Source organism: Desulforhopalus vacuolatus (assembly GCF_016918505.1).
Taxonomy (GTDB): Bacteria; Desulfobacterota; Desulfobulbia; order Desulfobulbales; family Desulfocapsaceae; genus Desulforhopalus; species Desulforhopalus vacuolatus.
Map to the genome: position 1 here is coordinate 138,961 of NZ_JAFFPZ010000006.1, position 18,541 is coordinate 157,501.

16 protein-coding genes are annotated in these 18,541 nt (G+C 48.4%); 12 read left to right on the forward strand and 4 right to left on the reverse strand.

The window, feature by feature from the left end; translation table 11 throughout:
- Positions 1–126 precede the first annotated feature (126 nt).
- On the reverse strand, positions 127–1,680 hold the full coding sequence (locus JWG39_RS05985) for an ABC transporter substrate-binding protein (protein WP_338032186.1): 1,554 nt from the start codon (positions 1,678–1,680) through the stop codon (positions 127–129).
- Between the two features lie 772 nt (positions 1,681–2,452).
- On the opposite strand from JWG39_RS05985, the gene JWG39_RS05990 reads away from it, so the two are divergent.
- From JWG39_RS05990 to JWG39_RS06045, 12 genes are all read left to right on the forward strand, one after another.
- Positions 2,453–3,598, forward strand: coding sequence for a hypothetical protein (locus JWG39_RS05990; protein ID WP_205218469.1), 1,146 nt, complete (start codon positions 2,453–2,455; stop codon positions 3,596–3,598).
- Positions 3,599–4,330: 732 nt separating this feature from the next.
- Positions 4,331–5,560, forward strand: coding sequence for a response regulator (locus JWG39_RS05995; protein WP_205218470.1), 1,230 nt, complete (start codon positions 4,331–4,333; stop codon positions 5,558–5,560).
- A gap of 91 nt (positions 5,561–5,651) precedes the next feature.
- Positions 5,652–6,092 (forward strand): response regulator, encoded by a 441-nt coding sequence (locus JWG39_RS06000; protein WP_205218471.1) that lies wholly within the window; start codon positions 5,652–5,654, stop codon positions 6,090–6,092.
- 108 nt (positions 6,093–6,200) lie between these two features.
- Positions 6,201–7,676 carry an SLC13 family permease gene (locus JWG39_RS06005; protein WP_205218472.1) on the forward strand — a complete coding sequence of 492 codons (1,476 nt, stop codon included), beginning with the start codon at positions 6,201–6,203 and terminating at the stop codon, positions 7,674–7,676.
- A 736-nt stretch (positions 7,677–8,412) separates the two neighbouring features.
- Positions 8,413–9,756: a sigma-54 interaction domain-containing protein gene (locus JWG39_RS06010; protein ID WP_205218473.1), complete on the forward strand. Its 1,344-nt coding sequence runs from the start codon at positions 8,413–8,415 to the stop codon at positions 9,754–9,756.
- Between the two features lie 4 nt (positions 9,757–9,760).
- Positions 9,761–10,090 carry a NifB/NifX family molybdenum-iron cluster-binding protein gene (locus JWG39_RS06015; RefSeq protein WP_205218474.1) on the forward strand — a complete coding sequence of 110 codons (330 nt, stop codon included), beginning with the start codon at positions 9,761–9,763 and terminating at the stop codon, positions 10,088–10,090.
- Positions 10,091–10,224: 134 nt separating this feature from the next.
- Complete coding sequence (locus JWG39_RS06020) at positions 10,225–12,006, forward strand: sensor histidine kinase (protein WP_205218475.1); 1,782 nt, start codon at positions 10,225–10,227, stop codon at positions 12,004–12,006.
- Between the two features lie 47 nt (positions 12,007–12,053).
- Complete coding sequence (locus JWG39_RS06025) at positions 12,054–12,407, forward strand: response regulator (RefSeq protein WP_205218476.1); 354 nt, start codon at positions 12,054–12,056, stop codon at positions 12,405–12,407.
- A 12-nt stretch (positions 12,408–12,419) separates the two neighbouring features.
- A complete protein-coding gene (locus JWG39_RS06030; RefSeq protein ID WP_205218477.1) occupies positions 12,420–13,064 on the forward strand; it encodes an ATP-binding protein in 645 nt (214 codons plus the stop codon).
- Positions 13,065–13,482: 418 nt separating this feature from the next.
- The gene (locus JWG39_RS06035; protein ID WP_205218478.1) at positions 13,483–14,097 is read left to right on the forward strand and encodes a LysE family translocator; all 615 of its coding nucleotides are present in this window, start codon (positions 13,483–13,485) and stop codon (positions 14,095–14,097) included.
- 324 nt (positions 14,098–14,421) lie between these two features.
- A complete protein-coding gene (locus tag JWG39_RS06040) occupies positions 14,422–14,988 on the forward strand; it encodes a shikimate kinase (protein ID WP_205218479.1) in 567 nt (188 codons plus the stop codon).
- Between the two features lie 348 nt (positions 14,989–15,336).
- On the forward strand, positions 15,337–15,477 hold the full coding sequence (locus JWG39_RS06045; RefSeq protein WP_205218480.1) for a hypothetical protein: 141 nt from the start codon (positions 15,337–15,339) through the stop codon (positions 15,475–15,477).
- A 167-nt stretch (positions 15,478–15,644) separates the two neighbouring features.
- Here the strand turns inward: JWG39_RS06045 and JWG39_RS06050 are convergent, their stop codons facing one another.
- The 3 genes from JWG39_RS06050 to JWG39_RS06055 all read right to left on the reverse strand — a co-directional run bounded on the left by JWG39_RS06050 (position 15,645) and on the right by JWG39_RS06055 (position 17,323).
- Positions 15,645–15,794 carry a hypothetical protein gene (locus tag JWG39_RS06050; protein ID WP_205218481.1) on the reverse strand — a complete coding sequence of 50 codons (150 nt, stop codon included), beginning with the start codon at positions 15,792–15,794 and terminating at the stop codon, positions 15,645–15,647.
- Between the two features lie 402 nt (positions 15,795–16,196).
- Complete coding sequence (locus JWG39_RS16740; RefSeq protein ID WP_275888968.1) at positions 16,197–16,319, reverse strand: hypothetical protein; 123 nt, start codon at positions 16,317–16,319, stop codon at positions 16,197–16,199.
- Positions 16,320–16,438: 119 nt separating this feature from the next.
- On the reverse strand, positions 16,439–17,323 hold the full coding sequence (locus tag JWG39_RS06055; protein WP_205218482.1) for a replication initiation protein: 885 nt from the start codon (positions 17,321–17,323) through the stop codon (positions 16,439–16,441).
- Positions 17,324–18,541: the final 1,218 nt, after the last annotated feature.

The following is an 18,541-nucleotide window of genomic DNA, read 5'->3' on the forward strand; positions in this document are numbered from 1 at the left end:
AGAGTGCTCCGGGGACCTTGAAGAACCTTGTATTCCGTTCATCTTCGAGGGACAGGAGAAGGGAGAAAGGAGACGGGCGATTATTCAAGGTACCCTTTACTGGAACACTGGAACAGCACGTGAGGCTTACTCCATGTTCAGGTCCCCAAAGTAGGGGAAGTTCATAACGTTGACAATGTCTTTCGCATTGCTCAGTTTCGTGCTGGCAGCCCAGGAGAGCATCTGCCAGTGCAATGGAGTAAAGGCAGCATCATCGTAGAGAATCTGCTCGACTTCCTGCAGCATCTTCGCCCGTTTCGTAAGATCAGTTTCACTGTTGGAGGCGAGGGTCAGCTCGTCAACTTTGGGATTGCAGTAGTTGCCGCTGTTGTATTGGCCCTTGCCGGTCTCTTTGTCTGGACAGAGGTAAAGATACTCGAAAAAGTTGGCGGAGTCTTCAGTATCGGAATGCCAGCCAATGAGCTGGATGTCGGCGACCTGATTGTCAAACTCATCCCAGTACTGCGCCTTGGGCATGGTTTTCAGATTGATCTTGATACCAATTTTGGAAAGCATGGCCACGATTGCCTGCGAGATTTTCTCGTCGTTGACGTAACGATTGTTCGGGGCGATCATGGTGGCGGTGAAGCCCTTCTCATACCCGGCTTCCTTCATCAGTTCCTTTGCTTTGTTGACGTCATAGCGCGGGGTGAGTGCCGGGTTGTAACCGGCATATCCCTTCGGGGAGTTTTGACCGGCAACGGTGGCACGGTTCTTCATGATCTTTTGGACGATACCGGGATTGTTGATGGCATAATCAATAGCGAGACGCACCTTTGGGTTGGCCAGAGGCGGACATCTCTTGCCATTCAGCTGCAGGGTGATGATACGGGTCCCCGGCATGGTGATCAGATCGATTTTTTTATCACTGTCGATACGATCGAAATCCTGCGGGGGAACCGGCATGATGAAATCTACATCTCCGGCAAGCAGGGCGGCCACCCGGGTTGCATTTTCACTTATCGGGGTGAGCACAATCTCATCAATATTACCGTGGTTCTTGTCCCAGTAACCGGGGAAGGCTTTGAGCAGCCAGCGCTGTCCCTGCTCACGCTCAATGACCTGAAAGGGGCCGGTGCCGGATTCGTTGACGTTGGCGAAGGAGTAGTCGGTTTTGATAATGGCATCTTTCGGCTGCCCCTTCTCGTCTTTACCGGTGTAAAATTTTGAGTCCATCGGAAAAATGTAGGTACACATGTTCATGGTCAGGCCATAGGGGACGCTGGTTTTGATGTCGACAGTGTAGTCGTCGATAATCTCAGCGGCAGTAAAGCTTTCGAAGAGCCCCTTGAAATCCTGACTCTTTTTCAGACGGTCAATGGTCCATGCCACATCTTTGGCGGTGAAGTCGTTACCGGAGTGAAATTTCACCCCTTTGCGCAGATGCATGCGCAGGGTAAGTGGATCGATGCGTTCCCAGGATGTGGCCAGCCGTGGCTCAAATTCCATCGTTGAAGACCAGCGCACAAGTGGATCAAAAACTATATGGGAATACTGCAGCATGCCGCCGGAGAGCTGAACAAGCGGATCAAGGGAGACCGGATCTGCGTCCATGGCGAGGCGCAGTGTTTTTGCGCTGACGAAGCTGCCGGTGAGCACAAGGGCACCGGCGAGACAGAGGGAGATAAACTTTTTCTTCACAGAAATCACCTTTGGTTGAAGAGTGGTTAATTCTATACAGTACACGTGCCGACCACGTGACTGTTGACGAAAACGGAAGGCTGGTCTGCCGGCTGCAAAATTTTTCTTTGCAACAGAGAGGGAGAAAGGAGGCAGGAGGCAGGAAACAGGAGACGGGAAAAAACAGGGCAACAAAATCTGATGATGTCCGCTGTGGGAGGGAGTGTTTCAAAATATCCTTGTGGAAGACGGAACGACAAAAGATTTTTTGCCAACGAATAACTGCTCGAATAAGGACATTTTATATAAAAAAGACAAAGAATTTCACCGCGAAGGACACGAAGAACGCGAAGAATAAAGATAGAGCAACAGCAATTCCCTGTTTAATTTTAAAATCTTTTTTTAAAGTTTTGTGCCTTTATTCGCGTGTTTAGAGCTTTTATTCGTTGGCAAAAAGTTTTTCGCTGTTCCGTCTTTTGATTTCTCCTTTCTCCTGTCTCCTTCTTCCGCCTTCCTTCGTGTTCTTCGCGGTAAAAAATTGCCTTACCGTCCTTTGTTTTTTCCTGTCTCCTTTCTCCCGTCTCCTGCCTTCTTCTTCCCCCTGTGCCTCGAATATGAACGAAATACAAGCGTATTCAAGATATCCATAGTACAAAAAAAATAAAAAAAGTGGAAACAAGTATTTCTCCAGGGCAGCTTTTTCGCATGTAGTCTCCATAATGTATTATATTAGTTGGAAACTGATGGAAAACTCTCGTTATTCAAGACTATTTGTAAAAAAAAGGAGGGTGTGATGATACGAAAAATAATGGTGATATGCAGCATTGTCTCCATCTTGTCTGCTGTACTTCTTGCCGGGACGGCATCTGCGGACGAGCTGGAAAATATCTGGGGAAAGCTGCACGGCGATCTTTCAGATGCGGTGGGGAAGCTGGAGGAACGCTCCGGAGTGCCCGATTCAAGCTGGAATCCCTTCACTTCCGATAAGGTGAGTGTTGATTCCGATATTGATGATATCCTCGATGATGTTGTTGAACTGCTGGGCGCAGCAGATATCTCGCAGATCAAGAAGGATATTGATGAACTGCAGGAGGATATCCGCACCATTCAAAAAAAACAGGCAAGCTTGAGAACCAGGCGGATTGCTGCACCGGAAAAAGTGGAAAGCTGGAAGGTGTGGAAGAAGGATCAGGTGGAGATTGACGAGGATGTTATCGCTCTCGACGTGCGGTTGAAAGAGGCCCGGCAGCAGCTTGAACTGAAGATTGATGCCCTTACTGCCGCTCTTGTTCGTCTTGGAATTCAGATCAATCGCGACCAGGTGGAGACCCTGGTCTATTCGGTTTCCGGCGACGACGATATTCATCGCATTGCCGTTTTCAATAATATCAAAGTGATCACTGTTGAGTTGCAGCGGCTTACCCTTGAGTCGAGGGAAAACCCGGAAATGGCTCGCCGCTACTACGGAATGCATGCCCTGTTGCTGCGCTCATTGATTAATTTTTATCAGCAATGTGAAACGCGCATTGATGAGGAGTATCTCAAGCGGATCGGGGAGATAGTCAGCCGACAGAGCGAGCTTATTGAGGAGACCAGAACGAAGATGGCCGCCGAACCGGAAAAGTTTCGTGCAATCTACCGCACCAACCTTGCCGCCCAGCGTCTTACAATCCGTACGGCGCAAGTCTACGGCGGCTGTTTGCGCAGGAACCGCGAGCGTATCGCTGAGGCCAGGGAAAAGGTGAATCACGAATATATGGCGGCGATGAATACGTGGGAGACGGTGCAGGCGGCGCGTGATCTCATTACTCTGATGCAGAATGCCGAAACTATGCTTGGCCATCTCTCGGCGATGCAGACCCCGGAGTTAATGGTCTTTGAGAATGCGCAGATGAAGGAGGAGTTTCGCAAATTGACGGAGACGTTGAACGGAGAGTAGGAAAAAGGAGGAAGAGGGAGACAGGAGACGGGAGAAAGGAAAAAGCAAAGGACGGTAAGGCAATTTTTTACCGCGAAGAACGCTAAGGAGCGCGAAGAAAAGCTAAAAGGACGGGAAAAGCAAAAGACGGGACAACAGATTTTTTTGCCAACGAATAAAAGCTCGAAACACGCGAATAAAGGCAAAAAACTTTAAAAAAAGATTTTAAAATTAAACAGGGAATTGCTGTTGTTATATCTTTACTCCGTGTTCTTCGCGGTAAAAATTGCTTTTCCGCTTTTTGCCTTTATTCGCCTTATTCGAGCAGTTATTCGTTGGCAAAAAATCTTTTGTTGTTCCGTCTTTCACAAGGGAACCTTGAAACAATCTCATCCCATAACAAACGTCATCAGGTTTTGTTGTCCTGCTTTTTCCCGTCTCCTGTCTCCTGTCTCCCTGTTTCATCATATCCCTTTTATCTTCATACTGTTTCACACATTGATGTTTCCTTTTGTTTCAAAGGAGAGTCGAGGTTGTTTCTAAATGTTTCAAATTGTATTGTTCCCCCTCTTACCCCTTGTTATTCTAAAGAAAAAGAGAAACCTCTTTTCTTGTGTTTCCGCGTTAACATCCTGAAAAGAGAAGTGTTTTTTTGTGCCTGCCGTTTCTGGCATGATTTGTGCTTTAAAAATATTCTGAGACAGTGAACGTCGGTCGCTGTTTTCCCTCTAACCCTCAGCACAGGAGTATGGAATGTCATCTATAGCATTGTTTTATTGTAACTTTGTTCTGGAAGAAGAGTTGAAAAAGCAGCTTGCTGCGACCACGGGTTATACCATTGTATGCGATATAGATCTCCTTGAAGATGTGGCACATCGTTCTGGTATGGATTTGAAAAAGGTGCAACGGGCAGTTTTCGGAGCAAAATCGGTTTTTAATCAATTTACCCTTGAGAAAGAGCGGGCGCAGGCCTGGCTGAAGACAGCTGTTGCTAACGTGCTGCTGGGGGATGGTATCATTCTTTGCGGTCTTTCCGCGTTGCTGGTGCCATCGGCGGTTACCCATGTTTTACGGGTGGCGGTGTTTGATGAGAAAAGAAACCGTATTCAGCGGGCGCTTGAAGAGGGAATGACGGAGAAGGGTGCTGAGAAGCTGCTGAAAAAATGCGATGATGAGGCGCTTGATTTCTCCATGCTGGTCCATGGTAAACCCTTTAGCGACACCTCTTTTTATGATATCAGCATTCCCGCCGGTGAATTGACCGCACGGGAGATGGCCCAGCTCATCCTTGAGCACTATCACCGGCCCGGAATCCTCGCCACTGAGGCCTCCCGACAGGCTGCCAGAGATCTCGGCATCGCGGCGGATGCCGAACTGGCACTGGTATTGAAAGGTTATACCCCAACCGTCCTCTGCGAAAACGGCTGTGTCACGCTCAAGGTGAATAAATCCTCTTTCAATTTCACGCGCCTCGCGGAGACCATGCGCGGGATCATTTCATCGGTGGATGGAGTAAAGAGCATAGAAGTGCTCGCCAGTGGCGACTCTGCTGTCTCTATCATCCGTGATCAACAGTTTTCCCTGCCACCGAAGGTACTGCTGGTGGATGATGAAAGGGATTTTGTCCAAACACTTTCCGAGCGGCTTGTTACCCGTCAATATGGGAGTTATCCGGTTTTTGATGGTGAACAGGCGCTGGAGTGTCTTGAAACCGAAACTCCGGACGTGATGGTACTTGACCTCAAGATGCCTGGAGTCCAGGGCCTTGAGGTTCTTGAAAAGACGAAAAAGGCGAAGCCGGAAATTGAGATCATCGTTCTCACCGGTCATGGTTCCGAAGATGACCGCGCCACCTGCCTCAAGATGGGAGCCTTTGACTACCTGCAAAAGCCTGTGGATATCAAGCAGCTTACCGAGGTGATTGATAAAGCGTATAAAAAGGTGGCCGATGAGAAGCTTAAAAGTATTGAGGGAGGCGTCTGACTTCAAGGGAGCTCTCAAGGAATCCAAAGCTCAAAAAGATGGATGAACGAAAAGGGAAGATGATTTCCCGTAGAGAAAACAAGGAGACAATATGACCAGCCTGATGGCAACCAAAGTATTAATTGTTGATGACGAAACAGATTTTGTCGATCTTATGACCCGGCGTCTTGAGGCCCGCGGGCTGGATGTCGTTCCTGTAGTTAATGGCGAGGAAGCGGTGGAAGCGGTTGATGATCACTCCATTGATGTCGCTGTGGTGGATCTTTCCATGCCGGGTATCGATGGCCTTGAAACCCTGCGTCAGGTGAAGGAGAAACGGCCTGACCTTGAAGTTATCATGCTCACCGGACACTCCTCAGTAAAAAGCGGTATTGAGGCGATGAAGAGCGGGGCTACCGATTATCTCGAAAAACCGGTGGATCTTCAGGCTTTGATGGCGGCCATTCGTGCGGCCAAAGAGGCACGCATGGACCGTCTGCTGGAGCGCTCGGAAGAGGAGATTCAGCATATTCTGAAGAGTAAGAGCTGGTAAGGAGAGAATATTCCTGATGTGAAACAGGGGCAGGATGCTTTCTGGCGCCAACGGCGCGAAAGGGAAAGGTGCGTTTTCGGTCCTTAAACATATTTACGGAGGTTAATCATGATTGCAGCAGAGACCGCGGAAGCGGTAGAAGGTCAAGGTATTGACCTGAAGCGGTGGTTTTTCATCCTGCTCGGAATTGGGCTTTTTCTTTTTGTCTATTACTGCCCGCCGTGGCCGGACGCCATTGATCCGCTCGGCAAACATTTTGAGCTGAGCACGCCGGCCAAAGGGGCGATCGGCATATTTCTGCTCGCTGCCGTGTGGTGGGTTTTTGAAGTGGTGCCCATCGGTATCACCAGTCTTGCCATCGGAGCGCTGCAGGCCCTCTTCATGATCCGTGATCCGAAAGTTGCCTTCAATGATTTCATGGACCCGTCAGTTCTCTTTATCTTTGGTTCCATTGTCTTCGGAATGGTTTTTACCAAGACGGGCCTGACAAAACGTATCGCCTACAAAATGCTTTCCATCGTAGGCGAGAAGACCTCGAACATTTACCTTGGCTGTTTTGTGATGACCGCCGCGATGACCCATCTCATGGCGCATACGGCAGTTGCTGCCACTATGTTTCCGCTGCTGATGACCATCCATGCACTTTACGCGGATGGCGATCATCCCACCCGTTTCGGGAAGGGATTGTTCATCGGCATGGCCTGGGTGGCCGGTGCCGGTTCTATCATTACTCTGCTTGGTGCCGCCCGTGGTGCTGTGGCTCTCGGTTTTTATAAAGATATCATGCACGTTGATATCAGTTTCTTCACCCTCACCGCATACATGTTCCCGGTTGGCTGGCTGATGGTCTTTCTTCTCTGGCTTTTTATAATGTTTTTTTTCAAGCCGGAACAGAAGAGCGTACCGGGTTTGCAGGCACGCTCGAAGACCATGTATAGCAACCTCGGAAAATGGAGCCGTAATGAGATCCTGGCGCTCAGTATTGTCTTTATCACCATTCTCGTCATTGCTCTAAAAAACTTTGTCCCGGCTTTTTCCGGGCTGCACAAAACAGCCATACTGCTGCTTTCCACCATCGCCTTTTTCATCCTCAGCATCCTCTCTGTGGACGACCTTGAGGAGATTCCCTGGAACATTATTCTGCTCTTTGCCGGTGCCATGTCTATCGGTTTCTGTCTCTGGGATACGGGCGCTGCGAAATGGATGGCTGTTCACTGGCTGGCATTGTTTAAATCCTCCCCCGGCATCGTCTTTATCCTGGGGATGGCCTTCTTTGTCCTGATAATGACCAACTTCATCATGAATGTGGCGGCTATCGCGATTTCTCTACCGGTGGCGCTGGTTATCGCACCTTACCTTGGTGTGAGCGGTGAAGTTATCCTCTTCAGCTCCCTCGTTACTGCAGGTATGCCCTTCCTGCTGCTGGTCGGAGCGGCACCAAACGCTATCGCCTACAGCTCGAAGCAGTTTACTCCAGGGGAATTTTTCAGATACGGTGCGCTTGCCAGTGTCATGCTTATGGCAGTTATCTGGTTTGCCGTTGTTGTTATCTGGCCACTGATGGGTATGAAAATATACGTATAAGGAAAAGGGAATCTTGAAGAATCAAGACTGTTGAATTTTTGATTCTTCAAGGTTCCCGGAAGGAAAAGGGAGAAAGGAGACAGGAGACAGGAGACAGGAGACAGGAAAAAGCGAAGGACGGGAAAGGCAAAAGACAAGACAACAGATTTTTTTGCCAACGAATAAAAGCTCGAATAATGCGAATAGGGCAAAAGACAATTTTTATCGCGAAGGACGCGAAGGACACGAAGAAAGGCGGAAAAGACAGGGAAAAGCAAAAGGCGGGAAGCGAAAGACTGGATAGCCAACGAAACACACGGAAAAAGGCGGAAGAAGGCAAAAAGCATTTGAGAACAAAGATTTTTTAAACTCAACAGGGAATTGCTGTTGTTGGTCTGTCTTTACTCTTCGCGTCCTTCGCGTTCTTCGCGGTAAAATTCTTTGTCTTTTTCATAGCTTTTTAAGAAGTTATGCTTTTGTTTAAAATGTCTTTATTCGCCTTATTCGAGCCTTTATTCGTTGGCAAAAAGTCTTTTGTCGTTCCGTCTTTCACAAGGATACTTTGAAACACTCCCTCCCACAGCGGACATCATCAGATTTTGTTGCCCTGTTTTTTCCCGTCTCCCGTCTCCCGTCTCCTTTCTCCCTCTTTGTCTTTTCTCCTTTTTTAACTGTAATCAGGGAAATGGGCGAGTATTCGATGTGCCCAAAAGGGTGTTGCCATACCCGATGAGGATTTAACAGGGGGCCAATAATAATGCTCGACGATATCCTCAATGCTATTCCTCACGGGGTGATGCTTCTCGACGCCAGTCTGCTGGTACGCGGCATCAACTCCCGACTGCAGGAGATGACCGGCTACAGTGCCGGTGAGGCGTGCGGCATTGGCGCAGAATTTATCCTTCGTTCCAGTATCGGCGCGGGCAGTTCTCTTGCCGGGAAGGTGCTGGAAAGTGGGGAGAGAGTTTGTCGGAACGGGACGTTGCTCAACCGCAGGCGAATCAGTCAGTGGGTGCAGTTTACTCTCAGCCGGGTCGATTCCATTGATGGAGAAACGGAAGACAGACCGGGGCTGGTGCTCGTGGTGGAGAAGGCAGAACGCTCGGAACCGGGTGGCGGAGGACGGAGCAGTTCAACCCTGGTTGGTCACAGTCCGCAGATGCAGGATGTTTTTGAACGAATGGCCATTCTTGCCCGTACCGACGCCTCAGTGCTGATTACGGGGGAGACCGGCAGTGGCAAGGATCGTATTGCCGAAGAGTTGCACGAGGCCTCCGCCCGCGCTGGACGCGCTTTCATCAAGGTGAACTGCGGCGCGCTGCCAGAGGCACTGCTGGAGTCCGAACTGTTTGGTCACCAGCGCGGTGCTTTTACCGGCGCGGTAAAAGACCATCCCGGCATGTTCCGTCTCGCCGATCACGGAACCCTTTTTCTCACAGAGATTGGTGACCTCTCCCTGTCTCTGCAGGTGAAATTGTTGTCAGTGCTGGATGACAGCCGCTTTTATCCGGTGGGAAGTTCCAGCTCGGTGACGGTAGATGTTCGTCTTATTGCCGCCACTCATCGAGACTTGCGGAGGGAGGTGGCTGAGGAACGTTTTCGCGAAGATCTCTTCTTTCGTCTCAATGTTCTCCACCTGCGGGTGCCGCCGTTACGGGATCGGGCAGGGGACGTACGGCTGTTGCTGGACCATTTTCTACGGCGCAGTGTACGCCTCAACCACTCTCGGGTAGAGGGGTTCGACACTGAGGCAATACGGCGGCTGGTTGGCTATCGCTGGCCGGGTAACGTTCGCGAACTGCGCAACACCGTGGAGTATGGAGTAAATATGTGTCGCGGCACCCGCATTGGCTGTGGTGACCTGCCGGATTATCTCTTTGAGCCGCTTAAAGTGCGGACAGACGGGGCGTCTTCCGCCCCCCGGCCTGATCAACCTGCACCGGCCCCCGTCACTCCCGCCACGGGTTGGGCGGAGCTGGAACAGCAGCGTATTCTCAACGCTCTGCAGCAGGCGGGCGGCCGAAGGGGCAGGGCGGCAGAGCTGCTCGGCATGGGACGCACCACCCTGTGGCGAAAGATAAAAGATTATAATCTGGAGTGAAACAATGAAACTTCTCATTCCTACCTGTGGTAACCATGTGGCTCCCCGTTTTGATAACGCGACTGAAGTGCTTATCGCCACCTGCTATGACCGGCAGCTCCTCGAAGAACCGCGATTTATTCTTCTCGCCAATCCCTCTGCGGAGGGACTCTGTGACATGATTCTCAAGGAACAGGTGAAGTGTGTGGTCTGCTGTGGCATTGAGGAGGAGCATTACCGTTTTCTCAAGTGGAAAAAAATAACCGTGATCGATTCTGTAATCGGCCGCTGGAAACCGGCTCTTGACCTTGCCGTCGGCGGAGAACTGTCCGCCGGGGATATCCTGCGGGTATAGAAAAAACGGTAAGACTATTTTTTACCGCGAAGAACGCAAAAGAAAAAGGAGACGGGAGAAGAGAGACGAAAGACTGGTTATTCAATGTTCCCTTGAAGGGAAAGAACACGGAAGAGAACTCACAAGGAGCCCCCATGAACATCATCTCGAAGATCATGCCTTCCCTCTCCGGCGATATTGAGTCGCCGGAGGCGCTGGAACGTCGCTATCGGCAATTCTCCAGCAGCCTCACCTGCATACTGCTGGCACTGGTACTGATTCCCATGTTTATCATCTCTGTGCTTGCCCATTCTCAGTATAAACGGATGCTGGAAGAGGAAGAGGTCGGACGTCTGCTGCTCAACGCGGAGCAGGCAGAGAATACCGTCGAGCTGTTTGTTGTCAAACTGCGCTCCATCATCAACTTTGCCGGCCATGAGGATCGCTATGACGAATTGCTTCAGCCGGGTGTTCTCCAAAACCTCTTTCTCCGTCTGCGTAACTCCTTTCCCGATTATACCGATATTGAGGTGGTTGGCCCGGACGGGCACACCGCCGCCTGGGAGGGGGACTATGTCAGTAAGGGACAGAGTTATATTGGTCAGCCCTGGTATGATGAAACTCTGAACAAGGGGTTCTATATCAGTAACATTTTCACCGGCTTTCGTGGTGTCCCTCACTTTGTCGTGGCTGTTTCCCGCAAACTTAAGGGTGGCGGACAGTGGGTGATGCGGGTAAACATTGATGGCAAGACCCTGCAGCGCTATGTAGATGCGGTGGCGGCGACGTCAGTGGATGATCTTTTTCTCGTCGATCAACAAGCAATCCTGCAGACCACCCCCAAAAAATATGGAGAGCGCGGAAAGCCCTCCATCTTCATCGGTGGCGGAGCTCTTAACCGCCGGCTTGACGCAGAAGTGGAACGACACCGGCAGGCGGTGGGCGGGGAATTTCTCATTGACCGGCAGATGACCGACGGTAAAGCCATGCTGCGGGTAATCCGCCCGGTGATCGGGACTCCGTGGCGGCTGGTGATGGTTAAGGAAGACTACCGCCGAGGGGCCAAATGGATCAATTTTCGCAATCACCTCTTTTTCTACCTGGTCTCCTGCGGAGTGCTGTCGATTCTTATTATCATCAGCATCAGTCGGGCCATTACCGAATATATTCGCGCGAGTGATCTCAAGCGGAAACAGTTCCTGCGAGAGGCGGAAAACAACGATAAACTCGCCTCCATCGGACGGCTGGCCGCCGGTGTGGCACATGAGATCAACAATCCCCTGGCAATCATCAATCAGAAGGCGGGATTGATGGAAGACTACATGGAGATGACCGGAGACTTTGAATATAAAACAGAGCTGAGCGGGGCGTTAAGCGGGATCGACGAGAGCGTGGAACGCTGCAAGACAATCACCCACCGTCTGCTTGGCTTTGCCCGGCATACCGATGTGACCGAGGAGGAGATTGAGATCAACAAGATGCTTAAGGAAGTAACCTCCTTTGTTGACCGAGAGGCAAGCTACAATCAGGTGGGGATCAATTTCCACTTTGCCGAACACCTGACACCCATTGTCAGTGACCGCGGGCAGTTGCAACAGGTCTTCCTTAATATTCTCAACAATGCCATCTACGCCATTTGCAAAGATGGGGAAATTAACATATCTACCCGTCAGATGGATCCCGGTCATGTAGAGGTTAAAATCGCCGACACCGGCTGCGGCATGAACAAAGAGACTCTCGAACGTCTCTTTGAGCCCTTCTACACCACCAAGCCTACTGGCAAGGGGACTGGACTGGGGATGTCAATTACCTACGGCATCATTAACAAACTCGGCGGCCGTATCAAGGTTGATTCTGAGGAAGGAAAAGGGACCACCTTTACCTTTCTGCTGCCGGTTCGGAACAAAGAAGCAGGGAAAGAAAAAACGGATGTGTAAGGTGATGCGCAGAGCAGTTTTGTGCAGAAAATAGACAAGGAGGCTCCATGAAGATTTTGATTATTGATGATGAGGTTGAATTTGCCACAACTCTCTGCCAGCGGTTAAAACTGCGGAAATTTGATGTGTCTGAGGCGCATAGCGGCACAGAGGGGCTGGCAGCGCTCAGCGCTTCTGTCCCGGATGTCGTGCTGCTCGATATGAAGATGCCGGATATGAGCGGTTTTGACGTCTTGAAGGTCATCAGCAGAGATCTGCCGCAGACCCGTACCATCATGCTTACCGGACACGGTTCGGGGGAGGCCGGGAAGGAGGGGCTGGCCCTCGGCGCGATAGACTATCTGATGAAGCCGGTGGAGCTCAAAGAGCTGCTGGCAAAATTGAAAACGCTGGAAAACTGAGGGGAGAAGACAATGGCAGGCGACGAGCAAAAACTGTGTGAGAGTCAGATTGAGTCTTATGGACAGCTGTTGGCCGGTTTCTCTCATGATATGAAAAACCACCTCAGTATTATCCGTGAATCTGCCGGGCTGATTGCGGATCTTGTGGAGATAAATGCTGCCGGGATGGATCCCGTTCTTGTGGAACGGTTCCAGAAAACAACCGATCTCATTGAAAATCGAGTAGTCGTTTCGGCCGGGCTGTTCCACCATCTGAGCAGTTTTGCCCACCGCCTGGATACCCCAATCTCCAGTTTTTCCCTCAGTGAGGTGGTCGCGGAGATGGCTGCCTTTGTTGAACGGCCAGCCCGTCTCAGGCAGGTGAAACTGGAGCTGAAAAACAACGCCGACGCGGTGCTGCTCAACTCTCCCACACTGCTGCAATTTTTATTCTACCGTCTTTACATGCACTGTCTGGATCAGCTTGGTCAAGGTGATACGCTCACTCTTGAGACTTCCGGGGTGGATGGTGCGGCGGTGTTGCGCATGGAAAGTGGTGGCACGTTGCTTCTTGCCGACTTCCCCAACGAAGAAGAGGCGGCGGCCCTCTCTCTGCTCGGCGGCAGTCTTTCTGAAGAGAAGGGAATTGTGTTGAAGCTTGGCAGTGTTGCTGCCTGATTGCAGGAGAGAGAAGAAGGGAGAAAGGAGACGGGAGACGGGAGACGGGAGAAAGGAAAAAGCAAAAGACAAGACAAGACAAGACAAGACAACAGATTTTTTTGCCAACGAATAAAAGCTTGAATAATGCGAATAAAAGCGAAAAAGATTTAAGGACAAAGATTTTATTTAATTAAGGCGGGCAGGACAGGAGAAGGGAAAAAGATTTTAAAACTAAACAGAGATTTGCTGTTGTTATATCTTTACTTTCCGCTTTTCGCCCTTATTCGAGCAGTTATTCGTTGGTAAAAAATCTTTTAGCTGTTCTGTCTTTTGCTTTTCCCTTTCTCCTGTCTCCTGTCTCCTGTCTCCCCTTTCCCTTGTCTTTGTTTTTTTGTATGTGTAACATGTCTGTTTTATCAATAATTCAAGGAAGAAAATGACCTTTTCAGACTGGCTCTCACTTTTTGCTGTTGCCCTTCTCGGTGCCATGTCGCCTGGGCCAAGTCTCGCTGTTGTGGTGCGCAACACTCTCGGCGGCGGTCGTCTCAACGGAGTGCTTACTGCCTGGAGTCACGCCTGCGGCATTTGCATTTATGCCCTGCTCACCGTGCTTGGTCTTGCTATTGTGTTGAAAAACATACCGATCCTTTTCCATTGTATCGGTATCGCCGGAGCCTGCTATCTCGCCTGGCTCGGCTGGAAGGCTCTCCATTCAAGGGGAGGAATCTCCGCCACACTCACTGAAGGGAAGCAGCAGCGGCCGCTTGAGGCAATGCGGGACGGCATCATGATCTCTGCTCTCAACCCCAAAATCGGCCTCTTTTTCCTCGCTCTTTTCAGTCAGGTCGTCAGCCAGGAGACTACTACTGCCGGTAAATTCCTCACCGTTCTCACGCCGGTCATTACCGATGGCGGCTGGTATACCTTTGTGGTTGTCATTATCTCCAGCGGGAAAATTCTCGAGATGCTGCGCGCGCGGGCAGTGCTTATCGACCGTATCACCGGGGTGGTACTAATTGTCGTCGCCGTGAAAATTGTTTTTTCTTTCTAAAAGGAGACGGAAAAAAGGAGAAAGGAGACGGGAGAAAGGGAAAAGCAAAAGGCGAAAAGCGAAAGACCAGGCAGCCAACGAAACACGCTAAACATACTAAGATTTTTATATATAAAATGCTTTTATTCGCCTTATTCGAGCCTTTATTCGTTGGCAAAAAAGTCCTTTCGCTGTTCCGGCTTTTGCTTTTTCCCGCCTCCCGTCTCCCGCCTCCTTTCTCCCTCTCCCTCTTTTTCTTTTTCCCTTTTTGTCGTTCCGTCTTTCACCATAATACCTTAAAGAACCTTATATCTTGTTCATATTCAAAGACCCTAAAGGAGTGTAATGAAGAAAAATATTGTCCTTACCGGATTCATGGCCTGCGGCAAGAGCACGGTGGGGCATCTGCTGGCAAAAAAACTGGGACGCCGTTTTATCGACACTGATGACCTGATCGTAGAACGGCAGGGAAAGTCGGTGGCTGACATCTTCGCCACTGAGGGTGAAGCTTTTTTCCGTAAGCTGGAACAGCAGACCGCTGTCGAGCTGGCACGGGAAGAGGAGCTGGTGATCGCCACCGGCGGAAAGATGCTGCTGGATCCGGTCAGTGCTGAGGCCCTTGGCACAAACAGCTGTATTTTTACTCTTGTTGCCAACCCGGAGGAGATCCTTCGGCGAGTGCTGGCGAGGGGAATTGAGAAACGGCCCATGCTCAACGTGGAAAATCCTGAAGAGAAGATTCGCACTCTGCTTGCTGAGCGAGAGGCAGGATACGGCCGTTTTTCTCGCATTACCACCGACGGCAGGAGTGTCAGCGCGGTGGCGGAAGAAATTCTCAAAAAAATGCTGGAAAAGGGGAGAAAGGAGACGGGAGAAAGGAGACGGGAGAAAGGGAAAAGCAAAAGGCGGTAAGGCATTTTTTACCGCGAAGAACGCGAAGGAACACGAAGAAAGGCAGAAACATTTAGGTGGAACAGCGAAAAGATTTTTTTGCCAGCGAATAAAAGCTCGAATAAGGCGAATAAAGGCAAAAAGGATTTAAGGAAAAATATTTTTTAAATTAAACAGGGAATTGCTGTTGTTATATCATTTACATTTTGTATTAACCAGAGAACGCAACTGCGTGGACATCTTTCTTGGCGATTACAAATGAATAAACAGGATGTAAAATTGATCGCAATGGTGATAACCGTGACCTTACATCATCATCGGTGAAAAATCGGTACAACAGTGATTCCGGCAATGATGTAGAGACAAGGCATGCCTTGTCTACACGGTGACGATAAACGTAACAATAACGGTGCAACCGTAACCGAATACGAAACACCGAATAACCCGCGAAATATACACGCCACATTGTCACCACGGGGTGATAACCGTGACCTTACACATCATTGGTGAAATATCGGCACAACAGTGATTCCAGCGATAATGTAGAGACAAGGCATGCCTTGTCTACACGGTGACGATAAACGTAACAATAACGGTGCAACCGTAATCGAACAGGAACACCGATAACCCGCGAAACATACACGCCACATTGTCACCACGGGGTGATAACCGTGACCTTACACATCATTGGTGAAATATCGGCACAACAGTGATTCCAGCGATGATGTAGAGACAAGGCATGCCTTGTCTACACGATGACGATAAACGTAACAATAACGGTACAACCGTAACCGAACAGGAACACCGATAACCCGCGAAACATACACGCCACATTGTCACCACGGGGTGATAACCGTGACCTTACACATCATTGGTGAAATATCGGCACAACAGTGATTCCGGCGATAATGTAGAGACAAGGCATGCCTTGTCTACACGGTGACGGTAAACGTAACAATAACGGTGCAACCGTAACCGAACAGGAACACCGATAACCCGCGAAACATACACGCCACATTGTCACCACGGGGTGATAACGGTGACCTTACACATCATTGGTGAAATATCGGCACAACAGTGATTCCAGCGATAATGTAGAGACAAGGCATGCCTTGTCTACACGATGACGATAAACGTAACAATAACGGTACAACCGTAACCGAACAGGAACACCGATAACCCGCGAAACATACACGCCACATTGTCACCACGGGGTGATAACCGTGACCTTACACATCATTGGTGAAAAATCGGCACAACAGTGATTCCGGCGATAATGTAGAGACAAGGCATGCCTTGTCTACACGGTGACGATAAACGTAACGATAACGGTGGAATGATTTGTAACGCATGGAATAAACTGGTAGTAATCCCCAGAATTATTAAGAACAGATAGCAGATGCAACCGGGATTGGGCCGCCTTAAACGGGGCATAATTTAATAGGAATGGATAACATTTTCTTAGAGAAGTTTATTTTTTTCTGATTTTTTTTAGATTACCTTCTTTGATATGCTGTTGAATCTCATATTTGCTTAAAGGGTACATTCCTCCCTGTATCGGTGATCCTGTACCATCTTTTGCAACTTTATATTTCCAATATACTCCATTATGTGATTTTACTGTTTGGTATATATCTCCCTCTTTTAATTCTTTGGACTTCCCTTCCTCTTTTATCTTTACAAATGAAAAAATAATTGAATGAAAAGTCCTGCCTTTTTTCTTTGCTTCCCAGCTGAATTTCAGAGCAGTTTTTCTGTTTATTTCTTCTTTTGCTTTATTTAAAGCTTTCTCTCTAAATTTACCGAAATTTTTGGTAAGGTAAACAGGAGAATTAAGCATTTTATGTAGCTCACTAGTTTCTATTTCAACACTTTCTTTGTCATCCCATGATTTAAGTATTTCATAGAGACGCTGACTGTAGACACTTGACAACACAACAAATTCAAGTAAATCATATTGGGCAAATTTTTTATTTAGCTGTAGATAATGTGGCAACAAATCTGGATCAAATCTTACTGTTATTGTCCCCTTTTTGGGATTGTATTCACATTTACTGAAAAGATTATATTTCGCCCACCCACCTGTTTCTGCATTTTTTATTTTTATGACCCGTGACATAGTGTATTCGGTAGCTTTATCAACTATTTTATAGTCACATCCCCCTTTGTTTTGCATTATTTCAGATACAGAAATTTCGTAAGTTTGAAATTCCACATCACTCTTTTTTATTTTTGACGCGACAAGAGCAACAAGGCGAGCCTCCCAAACTGATTCGGCAGACCATGAACAACGGCAAAGAGCATTAGATTTCCTAACTATTTGTGGAGGAAATAAAGAAAGTTGCTTTTTTTTCATTTTGTCCCCTTTTTTATTTTAAGGGATGATAACAGATATCCCCTAAATTTTCAATACGGGACCTCTCACGGGTTTTTGGGGACATTCCCACGGGGTTTTGGGGACATCTCACGGGAATTTAGGGGTATTTCACGGGAATTTGGGGACATTTTAACAAATAAAGGGAGTATAAAATATACAATAATTACAGATAGTTATATTTGATCAACGCGCGATCGCGCGCGCAAGAAAAGAGAATGTATGAATATAAAGAAGCGCACGCGAGAACAGGCAAGAGATCAAATAAGACCAGTTTAGTGTCTTTATAGAACAAGCATTCGTTATTATGCAGTATTTTTTTAAAGACTCTTCTGAGAAGGAAAAGCGTTTTAAACGCCCTGTATTTGATTTTTAAAATCTACCAACCTTCTTCCTACCAATACCTCCCCAAAAAACGGCTCAGGCGGCAAAATAGACTCATTCTCGGCCAATTTTGATGCTTTCAGTTGCAGCGTTGCAAGAATTCGGAGGAAACAGGCAATAATCCATGTCAAGGGGAAATTTACCTTAACTCCTGAAATGTTTACAAAGATTTTTTTGAAAAACTACGCTATTGCCGCGTTTCAGGGGTACCCGGGAACTGCAGATAATGTGGCAACAAATCTGGATCAAATCTTACTGTTATTGTCCCTTTTTTATTTTTAAGGGACAATAACAAATATCCCCTAAATTTTTAATACGGGACATTCCACGGGAATTTGGGGACATTTTAACAAAGGCGCATGGGGTGCATTACCATTTTTCCGGTGGCTCATGTTGCGTTTCAGGGTCTTATTTGATCAGCACGTCAACCAGCGAGTGAAGCAAGGTTTTCCCTCGCTTGGAGACAGGAGACAGGGAAAAGCAAAAGACTGGATAGCCAACGAAACACACGAAACACGCTAAAGTTTCTCTATACAATACTATTTACATTTTGTATTGACCAGAGAACGCAACTGCGTAGACATCTTTTTTGGCGATTACTCATACCAATTACATTTTTTGCTTTTCCCGTCCTTCCCGTTTTAGTTTCAATTACCTCTTTATTCTCAAATATTTTTTGCCTTCCTTCGCGGTCCTTAGCGTTCTTCGCGGTAAAAATTGCTTTTCCGCTTTTTGCCTTTATTCGCCTTATTCGAGCTTTTATTCGTTGGCAAAAAGTCCTTTCGCTGTTCCGTCTTTTGCTTTTTCCCGTCTCCC

Coding starts and splice junctions, on each gene's coding strand:
- JWG39_RS05990 (WP_205218469.1), top strand. CDS start 2,453: ATGATACGAAAAATAATGGTGATATGCAGCATTGTCTCCATCTTGTCT.
- JWG39_RS05995 (WP_205218470.1), top strand. CDS start 4,331: ATGTCATCTATAGCATTGTTTTATTGTAACTTTGTTCTGGAAGAAGAG.
- JWG39_RS06000 (WP_205218471.1), top strand. CDS start 5,652: ATGACCAGCCTGATGGCAACCAAAGTATTAATTGTTGATGACGAAACA.
- JWG39_RS06005 (WP_205218472.1), top strand. CDS start 6,201: ATGATTGCAGCAGAGACCGCGGAAGCGGTAGAAGGTCAAGGTATTGAC.
- JWG39_RS06010 (WP_205218473.1), top strand. CDS start 8,413: ATGCTCGACGATATCCTCAATGCTATTCCTCACGGGGTGATGCTTCTC.
- JWG39_RS06015 (WP_205218474.1), top strand. CDS start 9,761: ATGAAACTTCTCATTCCTACCTGTGGTAACCATGTGGCTCCCCGTTTT.
- JWG39_RS06020 (WP_205218475.1), top strand. CDS start 10,225: ATGAACATCATCTCGAAGATCATGCCTTCCCTCTCCGGCGATATTGAG.
- JWG39_RS06025 (WP_205218476.1), top strand. CDS start 12,054: ATGAAGATTTTGATTATTGATGATGAGGTTGAATTTGCCACAACTCTC.
- JWG39_RS06030 (WP_205218477.1), top strand. CDS start 12,420: ATGGCAGGCGACGAGCAAAAACTGTGTGAGAGTCAGATTGAGTCTTAT.
- JWG39_RS06035 (WP_205218478.1), top strand. CDS start 13,483: ATGACCTTTTCAGACTGGCTCTCACTTTTTGCTGTTGCCCTTCTCGGT.
- JWG39_RS06040 (WP_205218479.1), top strand. CDS start 14,422: ATGAAGAAAAATATTGTCCTTACCGGATTCATGGCCTGCGGCAAGAGC.
- JWG39_RS06045 (WP_205218480.1), top strand. CDS start 15,337: ATGCCTTGTCTACACGGTGACGATAAACGTAACAATAACGGTGCAACC.
- JWG39_RS16740 (WP_275888968.1), bottom strand. CDS start 16,319: ATGCGTTACAAATCATTCCACCGTTATCGTTACGTTTATCGTCACCGT.
- JWG39_RS06055 (WP_205218482.1), bottom strand. CDS start 17,323: ATGAAAAAAAAGCAACTTTCTTTATTTCCTCCACAAATAGTTAGGAAA.